This window comes from Paenibacillus soyae, from assembly GCF_024623455.1.
GTDB lineage: Bacteria > Bacillota > Bacilli > Paenibacillales > Paenibacillaceae > Pristimantibacillus > Pristimantibacillus soyae.
The window spans coordinates 76,213-93,903 of the sequence record NZ_JANIPJ010000020.1 but is presented as its reverse complement, the minus strand read 5'-3'; the positions used below and the strand labels follow the sequence as shown (position 1 = coordinate 93,903).

At 49.3% G+C, this 17,691-nt stretch carries 17 protein-coding genes; 14 read left to right on the top strand and 3 right to left on the bottom strand.

Features of this window, described 5'->3' with window-relative positions; translation table 11 throughout:
• Nucleotides 1-67 precede the first annotated feature (67 nt).
• Nucleotides 68-451 carry a hypothetical protein gene (locus tag NQZ67_RS23490; protein ID WP_257450734.1) on the bottom strand — a complete coding sequence of 128 codons (384 nt, stop codon included), beginning with the start codon at nt 449-451 and terminating at the stop codon, nt 68-70.
• Nucleotides 452-549: 98 nt separating this feature from the next.
• Between NQZ67_RS23490 and NQZ67_RS23485 the strand changes: the two genes are divergently transcribed.
• From NQZ67_RS23485 to NQZ67_RS23445, 9 genes are all read left to right on the top strand, one after another.
• A complete protein-coding gene (locus tag NQZ67_RS23485; RefSeq protein WP_257450733.1) occupies nt 550-1,197 on the top strand; it encodes a hypothetical protein in 648 nt (215 codons plus the stop codon).
• A 27-nt stretch (nt 1,198-1,224) separates the two neighbouring features.
• On the top strand, nt 1,225-2,193 hold the full coding sequence (locus tag NQZ67_RS23480; RefSeq protein ID WP_257450732.1) for an alpha/beta hydrolase: 969 nt from the start codon (nt 1,225-1,227) through the stop codon (nt 2,191-2,193).
• Nucleotides 2,194-2,396: 203 nt separating this feature from the next.
• Nucleotides 2,397-2,891 carry an ELKS/Rab6-interacting/CAST family protein gene (locus NQZ67_RS23475; protein ID WP_257450731.1) on the top strand — a complete coding sequence of 165 codons (495 nt, stop codon included), beginning with the start codon at nt 2,397-2,399 and terminating at the stop codon, nt 2,889-2,891.
• Nucleotides 2,892-3,078: 187 nt separating this feature from the next.
• Entirely contained in the window at nt 3,079-3,324 is a 246-nt protein-coding gene (locus tag NQZ67_RS23470; protein ID WP_257450730.1) for a hypothetical protein, read from the top strand.
• 146 nt (nt 3,325-3,470) lie between these two features.
• Nucleotides 3,471-4,313: a tyrosine-type recombinase/integrase gene (locus tag NQZ67_RS23465; RefSeq protein ID WP_257450729.1), complete on the top strand. Its 843-nt coding sequence runs from the start codon at nt 3,471-3,473 to the stop codon at nt 4,311-4,313.
• Nucleotides 4,314-4,469: 156 nt separating this feature from the next.
• On the top strand, nt 4,470-4,922 hold the full coding sequence (locus NQZ67_RS23460; protein ID WP_257450728.1) for a DUF7878 domain-containing protein: 453 nt from the start codon (nt 4,470-4,472) through the stop codon (nt 4,920-4,922).
• A gap of 120 nt (nt 4,923-5,042) precedes the next feature.
• Nucleotides 5,043-5,648 carry a hypothetical protein gene (locus NQZ67_RS23455; protein WP_257450727.1) on the top strand — a complete coding sequence of 202 codons (606 nt, stop codon included), beginning with the start codon at nt 5,043-5,045 and terminating at the stop codon, nt 5,646-5,648.
• A 275-nt stretch (nt 5,649-5,923) separates the two neighbouring features.
• Nucleotides 5,924-6,268: a hypothetical protein gene (locus tag NQZ67_RS23450; RefSeq protein WP_257450725.1), complete on the top strand. Its 345-nt coding sequence runs from the start codon at nt 5,924-5,926 to the stop codon at nt 6,266-6,268.
• A 247-nt stretch (nt 6,269-6,515) separates the two neighbouring features.
• Complete coding sequence (locus NQZ67_RS23445) at nt 6,516-7,490, top strand: phosphotransferase enzyme family protein (protein ID WP_257450723.1); 975 nt, start codon at nt 6,516-6,518, stop codon at nt 7,488-7,490.
• 444 nt (nt 7,491-7,934) lie between these two features.
• Here NQZ67_RS23445 and NQZ67_RS23440 read toward each other — a convergent pair whose 3' ends face one another.
• Nucleotides 7,935-9,077, bottom strand: coding sequence for a family 8 glycosyl hydrolase (locus tag NQZ67_RS23440; protein WP_257450721.1), 1,143 nt, complete (start codon nt 9,075-9,077; stop codon nt 7,935-7,937).
• 234 nt (nt 9,078-9,311) lie between these two features.
• On the opposite strand from NQZ67_RS23440, the gene NQZ67_RS23435 reads away from it, so the two are divergent.
• Genes NQZ67_RS23435 through NQZ67_RS23420 form a run of 4 tightly spaced genes read left to right on the top strand, consistent with a single transcriptional unit; the run spans nt 9,312 to nt 14,907 of the window.
• A complete protein-coding gene (locus tag NQZ67_RS23435; protein WP_257450719.1) occupies nt 9,312-10,031 on the top strand; it encodes an ABC transporter ATP-binding protein in 720 nt (239 codons plus the stop codon).
• A 22-nt stretch (nt 10,032-10,053) separates the two neighbouring features.
• Nucleotides 10,054-11,073, top strand: a complete 1,020-nt coding sequence (locus NQZ67_RS23430) for an efflux RND transporter periplasmic adaptor subunit (RefSeq protein WP_257450716.1) — start codon at nt 10,054-10,056, stop codon at nt 11,071-11,073.
• A 51-nt stretch (nt 11,074-11,124) separates the two neighbouring features.
• Nucleotides 11,125-14,007: an ABC transporter permease gene (locus tag NQZ67_RS23425; protein ID WP_257450714.1), complete on the top strand. Its 2,883-nt coding sequence runs from the start codon at nt 11,125-11,127 to the stop codon at nt 14,005-14,007.
• Nucleotides 14,008-14,010: 3 nt separating this feature from the next.
• Nucleotides 14,011-14,907 carry an ABC transporter ATP-binding protein gene (locus NQZ67_RS23420; protein WP_257450712.1) on the top strand — a complete coding sequence of 299 codons (897 nt, stop codon included), beginning with the start codon at nt 14,011-14,013 and terminating at the stop codon, nt 14,905-14,907.
• Nucleotides 14,908-15,214: 307 nt separating this feature from the next.
• On the opposite strand, the gene NQZ67_RS23415 is transcribed toward NQZ67_RS23420, so the two are convergent.
• Entirely contained in the window at nt 15,215-15,964 is a 750-nt protein-coding gene (locus NQZ67_RS23415) for a helix-turn-helix domain-containing protein (RefSeq protein WP_257450710.1), read from the bottom strand.
• 278 nt (nt 15,965-16,242) lie between these two features.
• Between NQZ67_RS23415 and NQZ67_RS23410 the strand changes: the two genes are divergently transcribed.
• A complete protein-coding gene (locus NQZ67_RS23410; RefSeq protein WP_257450708.1) occupies nt 16,243-17,640 on the top strand; it encodes an ABC transporter substrate-binding protein in 1,398 nt (465 codons plus the stop codon).
• Nucleotides 17,641-17,691 lie beyond the last annotated feature (51 nt).

The window sequence follows — 17,691 nt, the reverse complement described above, 5'->3', positions numbered from 1 at the left end:
CCAACAAGGCGCAGCGATTTTTTCTTGCATCATGCCGAACAAACGGGATCTCAAGGGAAGCCGAGTTTTAATCGCCCATCCATGAAAGTATGGCTACGATTAATAGACCAGCCCATCCGGGATGCTTGCCTTTTGTACCGATAAAGATCAAAGCAGAACCTGCGAGCATGGATACAGCTACTATATGGACAAGCAACAAGTAAGTACCATCGTGGTTGGAGTGACGTGCAAGCCATAACAGGAGAAGGGCCAGCCCCCACCCGAAGACCGTAAGCGCATGCCAAGAAGCCCAAAGAATACGCACGTTCGATTCTCTTAAGACGCTGCCACCATTAGTCGGTATGAAGCTATTGCGCCTCATCTTGCGGAAAATCAGCATCTCGCCTAGAACGGTGTGGATCAGGCCAACCGCAAAAGCAATGATCGAAGCGCTAAAGAAGAACCCGTTCATATGGAATCCTCCAGTTTGGTTATTGTGATTTATAAATATCTTACCTTGTGGGGCAGGGTAGTTCCAATATGTGGTACTATTGCTTATGAGGTGATGAAATGAATTGGTTGCAGGGAGGGCCTTTTTTAGAACTTAGCTTCATCATAATGGAACCCATCCAGATTGGGGAGGTTATTTCAAAACTTCAAAATATTAGATTTAAAATAGAAGTGCACAACCCTCCGGAATACCTCCACCAATACTATGAAGGCTATCCATATGATGAGGATGATCCTCACAGCGAAAGGATTCATCAAATAACGCTCAACTTAACTGTCCATACAACCCGAAAACGGAGAGCTTTACTTTTTGTTGAGAAAATAAGCTCAGCGTTAGTGGCATTTTCGATTTGTTTTTATGGGGATGCAGACGATGCCCCAGAATGGAATCAGCCTGGGATAAGAAATGATGAATTAGATGAGTTCATATGTCTTCTGAACTCTATCCATAGTGAATTAGAGTTTAACGTGGGCTGTTTGGCCCTGGAAGAGGATATCAAAGGTTTGTTTGATGTCAATGAAGTATGGCCAAATGAAAAATACCAATTATCCAATCTTAATTTCAAAGACAACTTAAATAAGTTTCAGGCTGTTTTAATATCGCAGTCACTTCAGGATAAATTGCCTGATGCTCCTTACACACGAGTTAATCATTCAGGTCTACTTTACAAAAGCGCTTTACGCAGACTACTCAGAGACGAACTCTGATCGTTCATTTATGGGGGGGAAGTGAAGATGAATTCTAAAGAGAAACGGTTAACCTACAATGAATCCGAACTATATTGGAAAAAATATCAAAAGTTTTTTCCTGAAGAATTGCGATTAACTGAGAATCATTTACCCAGTGAAGAATGGTGGGATTGGAACGATTATCGTGTTCACCTCGATCGGATGTCTGTTCCTGATTCAAAAATTAAAGTTATATTAATTCACGGTGCAGGTGGAAACGGTAGGCTGCTGGCACCCTATGCACGAATGCTGCAAGTAAATGGGTATGATGTTTTATCCCCTGACCTTCCTCCTTATGGTTTAACTTACACGGATTCATTGCAATCATTGGATTACCTGCTTTGGGTTGAATTACTTACAAAGTTGATTGAGCAGGAAATAAAGAGAGACGGTAAACCAATAGTTTTGTTAGGAGCAAGTATCGGTGGCATGCTTGCTTATCACGCTGCGGCCATGAGCACGCATGTTAGAGGATTGGTAGTCACAACATTTGTAGATACAAGTCATTCAAAAGTTCGGGATCAAATTGCCCCCAATAAGTTAATTAGTCGTTTAGGTAAATTCTCAATGGATGTTTTCCCCTTTATCTTGGATTCATTTCGAATTTCTGTTTCGAAAGTATCTAGGATGGAATTAATTACGAATAACTCCGAATTGACCGAACTGATCATAAAGGACCCGCTTGCGGCAAGTACCAAAGTCACATTACGACTCCTTAGAACTTTTATGAATATGAAACCATTGATTCAACCTGAAAGCTTCGACAGGTGCCCTGTATTACTTGTTCATCCTGAAGTGGATCCAATGACGCCGTTTGCTTTAAGTGAACCTTTTTTTAACAGATTAAAAGCTAAGAAAAAATGCGTGATCTTAGAAGGATCTGGCCATTTCCCGATTGAGCAACCAGGATTGGACCAGATGAAAACGGCCGTTCTTTCTTTTTTAAGCGAGATCGAAAACGAAACTTGCAGATAATAATGCGATGCTAAATACGTTTGCGCTAGATGGGAGCGTCGTGCTATCGGGAGACGATAGCACAACGTCATGACGGCAACGGCCATGATCGTCTCCGTTTCTCATTGAAGCAAAAAAGTGGGGCATACTCGATTAATAGCAAGTATTGGCAAAATTCGACAACCCATCTATAATGATGAAAAACCTATCATGAGGTGAAAATTATGAAAAAGATTTTGATCGGATTTATTGCTGGGGCTCTTTTTGCGACGACTGGTACGGTAATGGCAGATTCAGAATTTTTCAATAAAGTTACTGCAACAGTAAGGTCAGACTATACCTTTGAAGTTGAAGGGGAAAAGGTTTCGGTTGGTAGGGCACCTTTGGTCTATAACGGTGCTTCTTATGTTCCTCTACGTGAATTAGCCAGAATAATGGATAAAAAAGTGGATTTTTATGACGGTGTGATCAGAATTTATACTGCATTAGATGATGCTGACGCAGAGTTGGAGAGGCTGAGAAATAATGTGCAGCTCGCAAATACCAATCTTGAGAAGATGCAGAAGATCATCTCCGAAGCAGATGCTGGACTCAGAGATTTAACTTATGAAGAAAGAGCGGTAATTGAGAATGCTATAGTTGATTATCAAGATGCAATTGATTTCAACGAGAGAATGATTGAAAAATTACTCAAGCAAATCCCTGATTTAGCAGAATAATAATATTCGAGAAGAGTTTCCCTTCTGCTTTTATGTTCTTAAGTAAAAAGCTCTTTTAACTCAGCTGGGAACGTTAGCTAAACAAACGATTAGGATGAAGCTGGCAGCGCCGATGGCCGCTTCATTACGTTAACGGGCAGGATAACGTAACCATTACTTGAATACTATATAAGGATTGGAGGTAGAAATGATGGACAAATCTGTTTCAAGTAGAAAAGATATCGTTTCATTATTTTTAGGAATTGTTGCAATACACATGTTAGTAATTAGTTTTACAACAGAATCAGTTGTTCTTATTGTAATATCCATTATTGATTCAGTGATTGCGTTTTTTCTCGGAGTAGGTACCGATAGTGATTACGGACACGCAGGACTAATTATTGGATTATTAGTCTTTATAGCTTCGTTGATATTACTATTTGTTGTAAGTTAACTGGCTTAGTAAATGATGAACTTCAGCAAAGAACGAACACTTCATTACGCTTACTGGGAACGCTAGTTCAACACGCCCCTGCCGATTATTAAAACCTCTCCTTAGAAGCAAACTAGATTTAATAGCTTCTAAAGGGAGGTTTTGTTATGAAATTAAGTGAGCTGTGGAGGTTGTATGAAGCTGACAAGCGCATTCAAGGATTCAGTTCGAGAACTTTAAAAGCATACGCCCTTCAGCACAAAATGTTGTTGCAAGAGCTTGGTAATCTCGATATCACAGAGGTAACGTTAACCATGCTGAAGGAGTACTTGGCCAAACAAGCTGATCGTCTGAAGCCAAGCAGCCTGGGTCATCGAATTCGTTTTGTCCGTTCTCTTTTCCGCTACGCTTATGAAGAGACGTATCTGACTTCAAATCCTTCTCTAAAATTAAGAGAACCGAAGTTAGATAAGCGCATTCCAAAGTTTTTGATTGAGGAAGACGTCATACACTTAAAGATCTCTTGTCAGTCACTCAGGGAAAGAGCGCTGCAGGAGTTCCTCTACAGCACCGGCTGCCGGGTCGGAGAGGTGGAAAAGATCAACATCGAGGATCTGAACTGGGAACACTGCTCAGCAATCGTTAATGGCAAGGGATCAAAGCAAAGAGAAGTTTACTTTACGACAGAGTGCAAAGTATGGTTAAAGAAGTACCTGGCCAGCCGTGAGGACTCCTGCAAAGCCTTATTTGTTACCGATACACATCCAACAAAACGAATGGCCATACCTACGATTAGATGGGCCTTAAAACGGCTTGCAGACCGGGGAGAAGTTGAAGCGAACGTATACCCCCATCGCTTTCGACATACTTATGCATGCCAGCTCCTTGATAACGGTGCCCCCTTAGATTTCATCCAAGGTATGCTCGGTCATGAGAAAGCATCGACCACTCAAATTTACGCACAGCTCCGCGGCGAACGTCGGAGAGAGCTTTATCGACGATTCTTTTAAGTTTCAAGGGCGGCGGACCCCATCTAGAATTCCGCCGCCGTTGAACTAAAGGGCAGGATTGCTCAATGGTAAAATGGATGTGGAGATAAACATTAAATTGGCCCACAACGCTTAACTAAAGGTAGGGAGATTGTTTTCCTAAAGGAGCTGAGAATATTGAAAGCTTTCCAATTACGTTATGAAATTTCTCCAACGCATACGGTTGATCCAGGGCTGCTAAAGAAGAATAGCGGCAAACTCCTACTTGATATTGAAGGAAAGCTTGAAATCTGGGTTGATGAACAATGCTTCTTTGTAGAAAAATCATTTCCTCTCTTAGAGTTTGCAGTGGATTTATCAAGATGGAGAGGACGTATCGAAAAAACACTAGAAAATTTTCATTACTACTCGATGGAACATGATTACAGTGAGGGCCCAATTATCAGCTTTTTATATACTGGCAGTGGAAGTTGGGAATTAGCTTCTATCTGGCAAGAATTTGAGTATAGCGGACCACTTGCTCTGCCTGTGGTGTTGGATGAAGTTGATTTATTCATAGCTAAATTTGATCAAGACTTGTTAAGAAGATACGGCATTAGAGTTTCAAACTTTTATACGTTATTCAACTAACGGAGAACGATAGCTCTATAAGTTAAGTCTCCTTGTGTTCCATTCAGCGCTTTTGTGATAGAGGGACATTTTTCTGGAAACTTACGGGTTGAAGTTGTTCATTAATCCGATAAAATGAAGATGACAGCAGACGTGATCCATTACAATCTTAACGAAGAATGGGGAGCAGATATGTTGGCTCAATTGCGACGTACACAAGAGAAACTCAGTATGTGGCAAGTCATAACCGGGTTGTTTATCGTGCTGCTAATCATTGAATTTGTTGTGTTGCCATATGGTTCATCAAAGTTGAATGATTATTCCGGCAGCGCGGGCATCTTGGATTTGCGACTCTCGTATACGGTTGAAAAGGCTTATTCTATTATTGGCGCTTATAGCGATGCGGGAAGAGACTTCTATGTCAGGTTCACATTGATCGCGGACTTTATTTATCCAATTGTCTATAGCTCGTTCTTCGGTTTGTTAACCACCGCGATCTATCGACGCGTGTTCGCACCGCAGTCTTGGGTACAGGGCTTGCCGCTGCTCATTTATTTGACCCTCATTTTCGATTACCTAGAGAATGCCTGCATCGTTACAATGCTGACGAAATACCCCGATCAGATCGCATTTATCGCAAAAGCCGGCAGTCTCTTCACGACACTGAAGTGGACCATGGCGGCAGTCAGTGTGCTGCTGATGCTTTTCGGTCTTATTATGCTGGTGATTAAGAGGCTGCGCAAATAGAAGCATCTGTAACAAAATAACATTCGAATTACCTTCAAAGGCGGCCGGCACAATGGTCGCCTTAACTGCGTTAACGGAGGATAATGGTAACTATCGAATAATTAGTTAATGGAGAAAAGAGTAATGAGGTGATGATATATTGCTTAAAACAGATTGGTCATTTGAATCAAATGAAGCGTTGGACATGACACTTTTATTAAACGCACTTTCTAACGATCCATTTTATAACCAACACTATTTGGACGTAAGGGATAAGTGGGTAGCAAAACTCGGTTGTGGAGTTGCACTGTCTTTACGGGATAGGTGACCAAGATGAAGTTAATCCTGTTCCATTCTTTTGTAAGTACGGAGTTAGCAAACCAGGGTACCATTGGTTATCCGAAAAATGTGGGTTCTCAGGGCATGCACCAGCGCCACTTGAAATAGCCTATTCAGGTGAAAATGGTGAAGTATCCCCTGATGCTTGGATAGGATTTGGAGGCGATATGGACCCTAATCCTTATAACGATAAGATGGTGTCAGAGCTAAAAGAAACATGGAGAAATCTCTGTAAAAAGAAAGTAAATGAAGCATATCAAGAATATATGAAGCAGCACAAACTACTTGAAGATAAAAAGTGAAATTCACTTTAAAAAATAAGGATTTGATGCAGGCATTTGCTAATAACAAGCCTGCAATCTTTGGAAATATCATCAGAAGAGGTTAAGCTAACTGGGAACGATAGTACAGGAGCTGCTTCAAAGTGGCCCCTTTTTGCATCATTGAAGTAACGAGCAGTAGTGTTTAGTATAATCAATCTTGGTCACCATAAAAGAAACCTTTCTGGTAAAATTATGTAATAAAAAACACACAACTGGAGTGGGTATTATGCTTACTGAAGAAGATTATGCGAAGGTGGCGAAAGAAGCGTTAATTCAATACCCGATCATGTGTGAGAAACTTGTTTACATCGGGAAAAGTGATAATGTTACATTCCGAGTGCATACAAATGATGATAATCAGAAGTTTCTAATCAAAATTCATATCTCGACGAGTTCCAATAAATCAAAGGATAATATCGAATCAGAACTCATTTGGCTTGAAGCTTTGGCTGGAGATACGGATTTAACAGTACCTGCTCCTGTAAGAAATCTTAAAGGTGATTTGGTAACAGATATATCCACTGATCATAGTAATAATAAATTCATTGTGACTATTCATCATTGGGTTAATGGTGAAGTGCTTTACAGAGAGCCAACAAGTAGCGAAACTGCAAATTTGGCTCTTTTAATGGCGGCTCTTCATAAACATTCTATGCAGTGGAATGCACCTGACGGCTTTAATAGGCCAGTCTATAATTCCGATCATTTATTTTCATCGCTTAATCAATTAAAACAGTTGGTCAATCTAAAAATTATACCAAGCGAAGCATTTGTCCATGTGGAAGAGTCAGCACATAAAATAGCAAATTTGATACAAAGTTTTGAACGATCACAGAGTAACTGGGGAATTATTCATTCTGACCTTCATGAGAGTAATTACGTGTTTTATGAAGATATTCCTCGACCAATAGATTTTTCAAATTGTGGTTATGGCTTTTATTTATTTGATATGGCTGAAACATTTCTGCATCTTTCATTTGAAAACAGGAAAATATTTATTGCATCATATAGCAAAGTAAATCAACTACAAGAAAATTATTACGAGCTATTAGAAGCTTTTTTTATATGGTCAATAATAAGGAATTTTGCATTCCATTCATTAAATCCAAACGAACAACAATCTTTGGCAGAAAGTTTTCCATCAGTTATTCAAGATTATTTTATAAAATATCTCAATGGGGAAAATTTCCTGTTAAACTAGGGAGACGTTAATTCAGAGCCAGCCAGGAGCAGTTTGCCATTGCGGCAGCTGCTCCATTTTCATTGAGCTAAAGGGCAGCATTGAACTACTACGCTGCAGGTTCCGCCTAACGGAACTGACAGACGTTATTCGCTAGATTTCAGGTGGTTTGTAGCTCCTTACGGAACTGAGCGATGTTATTTGCACCTTTTTAATGGTGGAAAAGGGCAGATCGAAAGAATAAGAGCTTACAGTTCCGTAAGAATCCCAAAATGCGATTTTTAGCTCAAATAGCGTCCGTCAGTTCCGTTAGCAACGTGAGTCTTCGGCGAGATGGCCACTCCGCTAACGGAGAACGTTAATTGAATCAAACAGCGGCAGTCTAGACGGTAAATATCACGTCTTAGGCTGCCGCTGTCTTTGTTGTGGCGGGACACTATTGATTTTCAGTATGCACGGTCTTTCTTAATAAACCCGATACTGCCCGCTAAGCGCAAGCAGGCTGAACATGTACAGGCAATTATCGTAATAGCGGCGGACGCCGTCTCGAAGCGGCGTATTCCAGAACAGGCGGGCGAAATGCTCGGCATCCGGACCGTCCGCGGCCAATGAGGCCATGGCGTTCGTCGCCAGCAGTCCGATCGGATGCAGCGCCGGCTCATCGAAGGGCTGTCCTTCAATCGTGTAGCGGCGGTAGTCCGCTACGTCGATATCGCGGAAGAAGGCCTGCAGACGATTCGACTGCTCGACCTGCCAAGGATCGGCCCGGAACCATTCCCAATCGAGGCCGATGTTGGCCGCTACCCGATAAGCGTCGCTGAAGAAATGACGATAATCGCCGTGACGCTGTACCGGGGCTGGCGTTCCGTCGTAGTTGGCATACTCGGGAGAGAGCCCGGTCTCCGGGTGACAGGCAGTGTGAAGATATGCCCGGCTGGCCGCTGCGGCTTCCTTCCAGAATGATCGATCCTTCTCGTCCGCGCGTTCCGCGAACAGCTCGTAGAAGTGGGGCAGATGATAGGACGGATCACTGAACGGCGATTCCGGAACAAACTTGATGAGCTTCGTCGCCGGATCCCACATCGGATCGCCCTCGTCCTCTTCTCCCTTATGGACGCAGGCGCGTAAAATTTGTCTCGCCTGAACGGAATAATCGTAGGGCTCGGGTCCGTCTCCCCAGCGGCTCGAGGCGAAGAACAGCGCCAAAGCGTAGAACTCCTCGCCGTCAGGCGCTGGGCCTTGGGAGATGCGGGTGCCGTCCGTTTTGCAATGCCAAGCGAAATAATCCTTGTACCTGCCTTCCGTATGCTGCATAAACCTCTTCGAGAACGTCCACAGCCGGTCGAAAATGTTCTTATCATTCATTTGAACGGCCATCATCATGCCGTAGGACATGCCTTCGGTCCGGACATCCGTATTCCCGGTATCCAGGAAGTAGCCCATATCGTCGCCCATCGGGTAGTAGATCCTCACATCCGGATCCCCATTCAATAATTCCGCCCACGTTCGCTCGAGCTTCTCTTGAATCACGTTATCCTCGTAGCCGAGCTCGCTGAACACATTGCGGTACACGCCAGTATGATAGGCGCCCTTCGATGCCGTTGTCATTCGTTTCCCTCCTGATCGCATGCTCCATCCCCCGTAATCATACCATGTAAGCCCATTCAAAAATTTTAGGATGTATATAAGAAAATATAGGAGTATGCGAGAAGCAGCAATAGAAAAGCCCAAAGTCCTATGATTTGAAAGGTAAAATCCCGAGAAATGGACGGGTACGGTACACGCGATGGAAGCGCTACAATGACTTAGAACCATAGCGGATGCAGGGGAAGGGGGATGGCCATGCCGCAAATAGAGAATGATCAGGAATTGCGGGGCGAGACAATTCTGGAAGCAGCGGGAGTGAAGCGCGTATTCGGGCGAGGACACAACGCGGTTACGGCTCTGGATCAAATCCAGCTTGCCGTTCCGGCGGGATCGATGGTGGCGCTGAAGGGCAGATCGGGTTCCGGCAAAACAACGCTTCTAAATATTCTCGGCGCGCTGGACGAACCGACGGAGGGCAGGGTCATGCTGCGCGGGCGGGAGATCACCGGACTGTCGGAATCCGAGAAAAGCCGCATTCGGCGCACGGAAATAGGACTTGTATTTCAGTCGTTCGGTCTTATCCCGCTCATGTCCGCTTACGAGAACGTCGAGTTCGGGCTGCGCGTCGCGGGAGCTCCGGCGAAGGATAATCGGGAGGCGGCGGAACGGGCGCTGGAGAGAGTCGGCATGAAGGAGCGGATGAAGCATCGTCCTATGGAGCTGTCCGGAGGCGAGCAGCAGAGGGTGGCAATCGCTCGGGCAATCGCGCATCAGCCTTCTCTTCTTATCGCGGATGAGCCGACCGCCGAGCTGGACAGCAAGATGGGGCTGCAAGTGATGCGCGTATTCCGGGATCTGGTGAGCCGATCGGGCATGACGGTCGTCATGACGACGCATGATCCCGGCATGATGGAGCTTGCGGACCACGTTATAGCATTGGAGGATGGGAAAATTGTATCGTCGCAAACCATATAGCTTACCGCGTTTACCTCGATTAATGAAGAGAAGTTTATTCAGGTATTCTGCCGTCATTGTCGCCTTGATGTCGATAACGGGCTGCTCGCTTCTGCCCATGGAGGACGAGACGCTGCAGCCGCCGCTTATTCAGCCGGCATCGGAGCCGCTGGATATCGTGGAGGCGGCCAAGGGCAATATCGAAACCTACTTGAAAGGTACGGCGAACTTCGTCTCCGCAAGCTCGGCCGCCCTCTCGTTCAAGGAGTCCGGAGGCAGACTGAAGTCGATCAACGCCAAAGTGGGCGAAGAGGTGAAGGAGGGAGATCTTCTTGCGGAGCTCGAAACCGGCGACCTGGAGCTGCAGCTCAAGCTGCAAAAGCTAAGCGTGGAGCGCGCGCGTCTGCTTTATTTGGAAGCGAAAACCTCTGACGTCGGGGGTACCGACCTAAGGCTGCGGGAGATCGACATGGAGCGCGAGACGCTGCAGCTGGACAATATGGAGAAGAAGCTTGCTTCTTCCCGCCTCTATGCGCCGATTTCGGGAGTCGTCATATTTGCGGAATCGCTGAATGAAGGGGAATATGTGAATGCCTTCCAGACGATTATTACCGTTGCGGACCCTTCCAATATGCAGCTGACGTATGTCGCGGCGGAGTCGAAGGATCTGCTGCCCATCGAAGCGGGCATGCCGGCCAACCTGAAATACAAAGGAAAAGAGTATACGGGCAAGGTGCTGCAATCGCCTTCGAATGCCCCTATTGCGGGAGATGCGGCCAAGGCGGAGCGCAATGCGGTAACGATCGTGATCGGGATGGATAACCCGCCTTCGGATGTTCAGATCGGACACAGCGCCGAGCTTACGATTCGCTTGCAGAGCCGGGAGAACGTCCTCGTGCTTCCGCGGTCGGCGATCCGCTCCTACATGGGACGAAGCTATGTCCAGGTAGCGGACGGCGAACGCCGCAAGGAAGTTGACATCGAGATTGGGCTGTCGACGCCGACCCAGGTGGAGATCGTCAAAGGTCTTGAAGAAGGCGATCGGATAATCCTGAACAATTGACGAATACAGGAATGGCCGGGATGACCGGAGGGAAACGGGGTGTAAGCAAGCATGGCTTTATGGACGATGATTCTTCGCAAGATGGCGAACAATAAGTGGCTCCAGCTGAACCTGTGGCTGGGTCTTACCGTGTGCGTGGCCCTGTTCAGCTCCATGCCGCTGTACTCGGAGGCGATTCTCCAGCGGACACTGATTAAGGAGCTGCAGCAGGTACAGCAGCAAAGCGGCGTCTATCCGGGTTATGTCCGGATCGCCACGAGCGTGTCCTCGTCCAAGATGGACGAGAAGACCATTCAAGCGATTGCCAAGGCGGACCGGTTCGCGGCGACGATTCCGAATCGCGCGGGACTAGCCGCAATGTCTTATTATCAGCAGCGATTTACGCAAAAAATGAAGGTATACGGGGCGGACGCCGACGAACAGGAGAGGCAATATCAGAAGACGGCAGGAAGCTTCAAGTCGCTGTCCGATATGGAGAAGCGAGTGAAGCTGGTCGAAGGACGCATGCCTGTCGACCGACAAGACGGCCTGTTCGAAGCGCTCGTCACGCAGAAGTTTCTATTCGCGGCGAAACGCGGACTCGGGGAGGAGCTGGTGCTCGAATCGCCGGAAGCGGACCGCCGCACCTTCCGCGTCATTCCCGTCGGCATTATCGAGACGGATCCTGCGGCCGACCCGTATCTTCCCTACTTGACGGGGGAGACCGAGGACAGCTTCCTTATACCGTTCGAGCAATTCGAGCGCGAATTCGTAATGGGCGGCAAAGCGCGTCTCACCTTGCTGGAGTGGCGCTTCGCGCTCAATTACGAGCAGCTCGCTCTGGACAAGATCGAACCGTTCACGCAAGCGGGCACGGATATTAAGCGTTACTTCCGCGGCCGATTAGGCGTGGAGGAAGTGAATATGCCGGCAATCGAGACAGTCGCTTCCTATCAAGGGAAGCAAGAGAAGCTGGATCTCATGATGTTATCTCTATATGCTCCGGTTATGCTGATGCTGGCCTTCTACCTATATATGACGGCCAATCTGATCATCGAAAGGCAGAAGACGGAAATTTCCGTGCTTCGAAGCAGGGGCGCCAGCCGCTTGCAAATTATGACGGCCTACGTCATCGAAAGCGTGACGCTTGGCATCGCCGCATTAGCGGCCGGCCCCTTCCTGGGCGTGTGGTTCACCGGAGCGCTGGGCGCTTCGAACGGTTTCTTGGAATTCGTGCAGCGCTCGGCTCTGGATGTCAGTCTAACAAGCACGGCCTATAAGATTGCGGCGATCACCGTCGGCGGCGCGATTCTGCTCATTCTGATTCCGGCGTTCCTCGCGACGAAGGTCACGATTGTCGGTCATAAGCAGCAGATGGCCCGTCTTTCGCAAACGTCGTTCTGGCATAAAGCCGGAGTCGACCTTGTCCTTGTCGGCTTGTCCCTGTACCTTCTGTATAATTTCAACAGGAGACAGGAGGACTTGAAGCGGCTGGCGCTCGATTCTGATGCGCTGCAGCTGGATCCGCTATTGTTCCTTATGCCGGCGATATTCGCGCTAGGCGGAGGACTGCTTGTCCTGCGGGTGTACCCGTGGCTTATCCGTCTTGTCTACTTAGCGGGCAGAAGATGGTGGTCGCCGGCGCTGTACAGCTCGCTCGTTCAGATCAGCCGCTCATCCGGGCAATATTTGACGATCAAGGTATTCCTGATTATGACCGTCGCGACCGGGCTGTTCAGCGCTAATGCGGCGCGCACGATCAACGACAATATGGAAAGCAAGATTCGTTACGCCATCGGCGCGGACATCGCGCTCGTCACGAAGTGGGAGAGCGACGCCCCGCCTCCGTTGTCTACGGAAGCAATGCCGCAAGCAGGAGGCGGGTCTGAGAGCCAGACGGAGGCGAGACGCGTGCAGTATACCGAGCCTCCGTTCCATACCTTCGAGCAGCTCGATGGCGTGGAGTCCGTCGCCAAGGTATTCCGCAAGACGGATGCCAGATTCAGCGCGGGCGCCAGCGGTACCTCGGGCAAAACCGAGCTCATGGGCATCGATACGATGGCGTTCGGCAGCACGGCATGGATGAAGGGTGGCCTGCTGAGTTATCCGATCAACAGCTATTTGAATCTCATTGCGCCGGACCCGAAGGCCGTGCTCATCTCGCGTTCGCTCGCCGACAAGGCCAAGCTGAAGCCGGGCGATCCAATCCGCGTTAACTGGGACGGACTCGATCAAACACAGCTTACCGTATACGGAATCATCGATTACTGGCCGAGCTGGAATCCGCTGCCGGCCGCTGCAGGCGACGGCGATAACGGGAATGCCGCTCTGCCGCATCTTGTTGTGGGCCATCTCGGCACTATCCAGAACCGGCTGGCGGTCGAGCCATACGAGGTATGGCTTAAGCTTGCGCCAGGCGCGTCGAGTCAACTCGTATACGACCAACTGGAGGAGCGCAAGGTGCCGGTCACGAGCCTGCGCGACGCGACGCAGGAGCTGATCCGCTCGGTCAACGATCCGTTCCGCATGGCCATTAACGGCGTTATGACGCTTGGGTTCGTTATTTCGATGCTGATCTGCTTCTTCGGCTTCCTCTTGTTCTGGCTGCTGACCTTGTCCGGAAGATCGCTGCAATACGGCGTGCTGAGGGCGATGGGGCTGCCCTTCCGTCAGATGATCGGCATGCTCGTGAGCGAGCAATTGCTCACCTCCGGAGCGGCCGTCGTCATCGGGGTATTCATCGGCAACGCGACCAGCGAGCTGTTCGTGCCCTTGTTCGAGATGTCGTTCGCGACCGCCGATCAGGTGCCGCCGTTCGAAATCACTTATCAGCTCAGCGATTATTTGCAGTTGTACGGTATCGTAGGCTCCATGCTTGCGATAGGCCTGCTCGTGCTCGGTTACAAGCTGTCGCGTACGAGAATCGCTCAAGCGCTGCGTTTGGGAGAGGAGTAAGCTATGATTCGATGCGAGGGACTTGTCAAAATTTATAAAACCGCCGATCTGGAGGTCGTCGCACTTCAGGGGCTCGACATGGTGGTCGAGGACGGAGAGCTGATGGCGATTATAGGCAATTCCGGCAGCGGTAAATCCACTCTACTGAACATGCTGGGCGGTCTTGACAAGCCGTCGGCGGGCAAGCTTCTGGTCGACGGCCAGGACTTGCTCGCCTTCGGCGAGAAAGAGCTGGTGGCGTACAAACGGGATACGGTCGGGTTCGTTTGGCAGAATAATGCGCGGAACTTGATTCCTTACTTGACCGCCATGGAGAATGTCGAGCTTCCCATGCTGCTGAGGGGCAGGCGCCGCAGAGAGCGCGCAAAGGAGCTGCTTGAAGCGGTAGGTCTTGGCGATCGAATGAGGAACCGTCTAAGCGAGCTGTCCGGCGGCGAGCAGCAACGGGTGGCGATTGCCATCGCGCTCGCGAATAACCCAAGGCTGCTGCTCGCCGATGAGCCGACCGGTTCGCTGGATACGAAGACGTCTAATCAGGTGCTGGATCTGTTCCGCTCGCTGAATCGCTCCATCGGCATTACGATCGTCATCGTCACCCACGATCCGCAGCTGGCCCGCAAGGTGGACCGCGTCGTGCAGATTCGCGACGGCAAGACGTCGGCGGAGATGATTCGCCGCGTGTCCTATGCGGAAGAGCTGGCTCTGATGGACGCCGAGGACGCCCAGCGCGAAGCGGAGAGCCATATCGAATACGCCGTCGTGGACAAGGCGGGCCGGCTTCAAATTCCGGCCGGCTATATGGACGCGGCCGGCTTCAAGGATAGCAACAAAGTGCGAGTGGAGATGGAGGACGGGCGCATCGTGCTCTACCCGGGGGAGGATGCGAGGAAGACGGGGTGACTCAGGAAACGGTCGATACGGGGGGAGTCCCGGTCGACCGTTTTTTCTACGTTTCTTGCTCGATTTTTAGTGGCTGTGGAGCGCAATAGGCCGAGAAAATCGAGTTACTGGCGCGGAAAAGGGGATGCGGGGCGCAATAGGCCGAGAAAATCGGGTTACTGGCGCGGAAAAGGGGATGCGGGGCGCAATAGGCCGAGAAAATCGGGTTACTGGTGCGGAGAAGTGGATGTAGGGCGCAATAGGCCGAGAAAATCGGGTTACTAGCGCGGAGAAGGGGGGGCGGAGCTCGCCCCCGGCTTATTCGCGCTTAAGCCGTAATCGACATCATCTTCCGGTATTCGTTAGCGCTTACACCGGTGTACGACTTGAACTTCTTGTAGAACCAGTCCATCTCGGAGTAGCCGACCTCGTTCGCGATTTCATACACCTTCAGATCGGTGCTCTCGAGGAGGGCCTTCGCTTTCTCCATGCGCTGCTTCAACAAGTATTCGTTGAAGGTCATATTCTCGTGATATTTGAATTTCTGCCCCAGATACGAGCAATTGAAATGAAGGATATTGGAAATTTCTTTGAGCGTAATATTTTGGCTGAGGGCCTCCGTTACATATTCCTTCACCTTGTCGATGACGGAGATGTCCGTAGCGGCCGATTCTACAGCCTGCTTCTCCCGTTCAACCGGTCTCGCGGCATCCAGCTTCCGCCTAATAAGCTGCAGGCTTGCGGACAATTCGTCCGGGCAGAGCGGCGCGGGCAAGTAGTCGCTGACCTGGTAATACATCGCTTTCCGGGCAAGCTGGAAGTTTGTCCCGTCGCCGATAAGCAGAATGGGAACCCGGCTCTCGGCGCGGATCCGGCTGCACAGTGCGAGCCCCTCCTCCGGCATGCCGACCATATTAATGAGAACCAGCTGATAGGACTTGGACGAGAGCAGAGCCAGAGCGTTATCCGTAGTATGAGCTTCATTTTCTATAGTAAAGCCCAGACTGCCCCAATTCAGCGAAGTAACCGTATCCATTCCTGAACGACGAGTGAATTCCACAACCAGCACTTTGTACATTAGGATACCCCCCATACCATTTGCGGCGCGCAGCAGGTGCATGCCTCAAAAAGATTACGCTTTCATTATGGAAAATGTAAAAACCTTTCACAATGTGCTTATCTTTATATCGCTAGCAGATGTTTACCTCTTGCATTTTTTGGTGCAAGACCGGGACCCTCCGTTGTCCCGAATCTATCATTTGACGGGTAATAGACCTTGATTCCCACAGGTTGTTGGTCCAGAGATGTAAGCGCTACACTTTGGGTGTGTTCACAATTCACGAGGGGGATGGATTCATGCGGATTCGAAAAATGATGACGCTGTTGTGCGCGATGGGGTTAGTGCTCGCGGCATGCAGCAGCGGTACGGGCACCTCCAATAACGGATCGGGCAACGGGGGGAACAATGGCGGGAATACGGGCGCGAATAACGGCGCGACGGAGACGCCGGCGGCCAGCAATGCAAGCAATACCGGCGAAGATGACGTATACAGCACGCCTGAGATGGATTTCGATCTAGGCGGCAAGACGATCAAGATCGTCTCGTGGTGGGACATGACGATTCCGGAGGACAACCCGGACAACATTCAGCGCAAGAAGAACCTGGACGCGCTGATGGAGAAGCATAATTTCAAAGTCGAATATATCGCGATCGACTACGGCGAGTATCAAGAGAAGGTGACCGCTTCGCTGCTGGCTGGCGAGCCGATCGGGGATATCGTCCGTCTGGGCAAGACGTATACGGTCCCAACCCTGGTGAAGCAGGACCTGCTATGGCCGATCGATGAGTACACGAAGAACGTACGGGCTTTCAATCAGAAGATGACGAACGAGCTTTACACGTACGAAGGCAGAGGCTACGGCTTCACCGAGGATCAAGCCAACCTGGCTCAAGGCATTTTCTACAACCGCACGCTCATGAACCAGCTCGGCCTGAAGCCGCTGCAGGAATACGTCAACGAAGATAACTGGAATTGGGAAACGTTCCTCCAAGTCGTCAAGGATGCGAATAAGGATACGAACAACGACGGCAAGCTCGATACTTGGGGCCTCGCGGGCGGCGGGCTGCTGGAACAGGCGCTGTACTCCAACAACGCGTCGCTGACGAAAGACGATAAGCAGAACCTGGACGATCCGGCAACGCTCGAAGCGCTTAACTTCGTCTCTCGCATGGCGACCGAGCAAGTGGCCAGACCGACCGAAGGCGGCGACTGGACCGAACCGGGACAGTTCTTCCGTCAAGGCAACACGTTGATGAAAGCAGGCGCGCTCTGGGAGATCGGCGGGCTGAAGACGGATATGCCTGATATCGACATCGGGTTCGTGCCGTTCCCGAAAGGGCCGAGCGTCACCGAGTATTACTCCTATGAAGCCCTCCTGCAGGCGCTCACGATTCCGAAGTCGGTCGAGAATCCCGAGCAGCTCATGTATATCTGGGAGAAGATCAACGACATCGAGTCCATGTACGATTATCCGGGTCAGGCGTCGTATGAGACGAACTTTGCCAACGAAGACGATATCAACAACGCGAAGATGGTCGCGTCCAACCTTCTCGTGCTCGACCATAACACGTTCCCGAATCTGAAGTACTACGATTTCCTAGGCGAACTGAACAGCGGCGTGTCGGTATCGACCGTTGTCGAGAAGTACAAGTCGACATTCCAAGCGGCTATTGACGAAGTGTACGGTCCGTAAGCATCCTGGAGTACTTCGTGATCGAAAGTGGACTTTTTGAACAACCTCTTT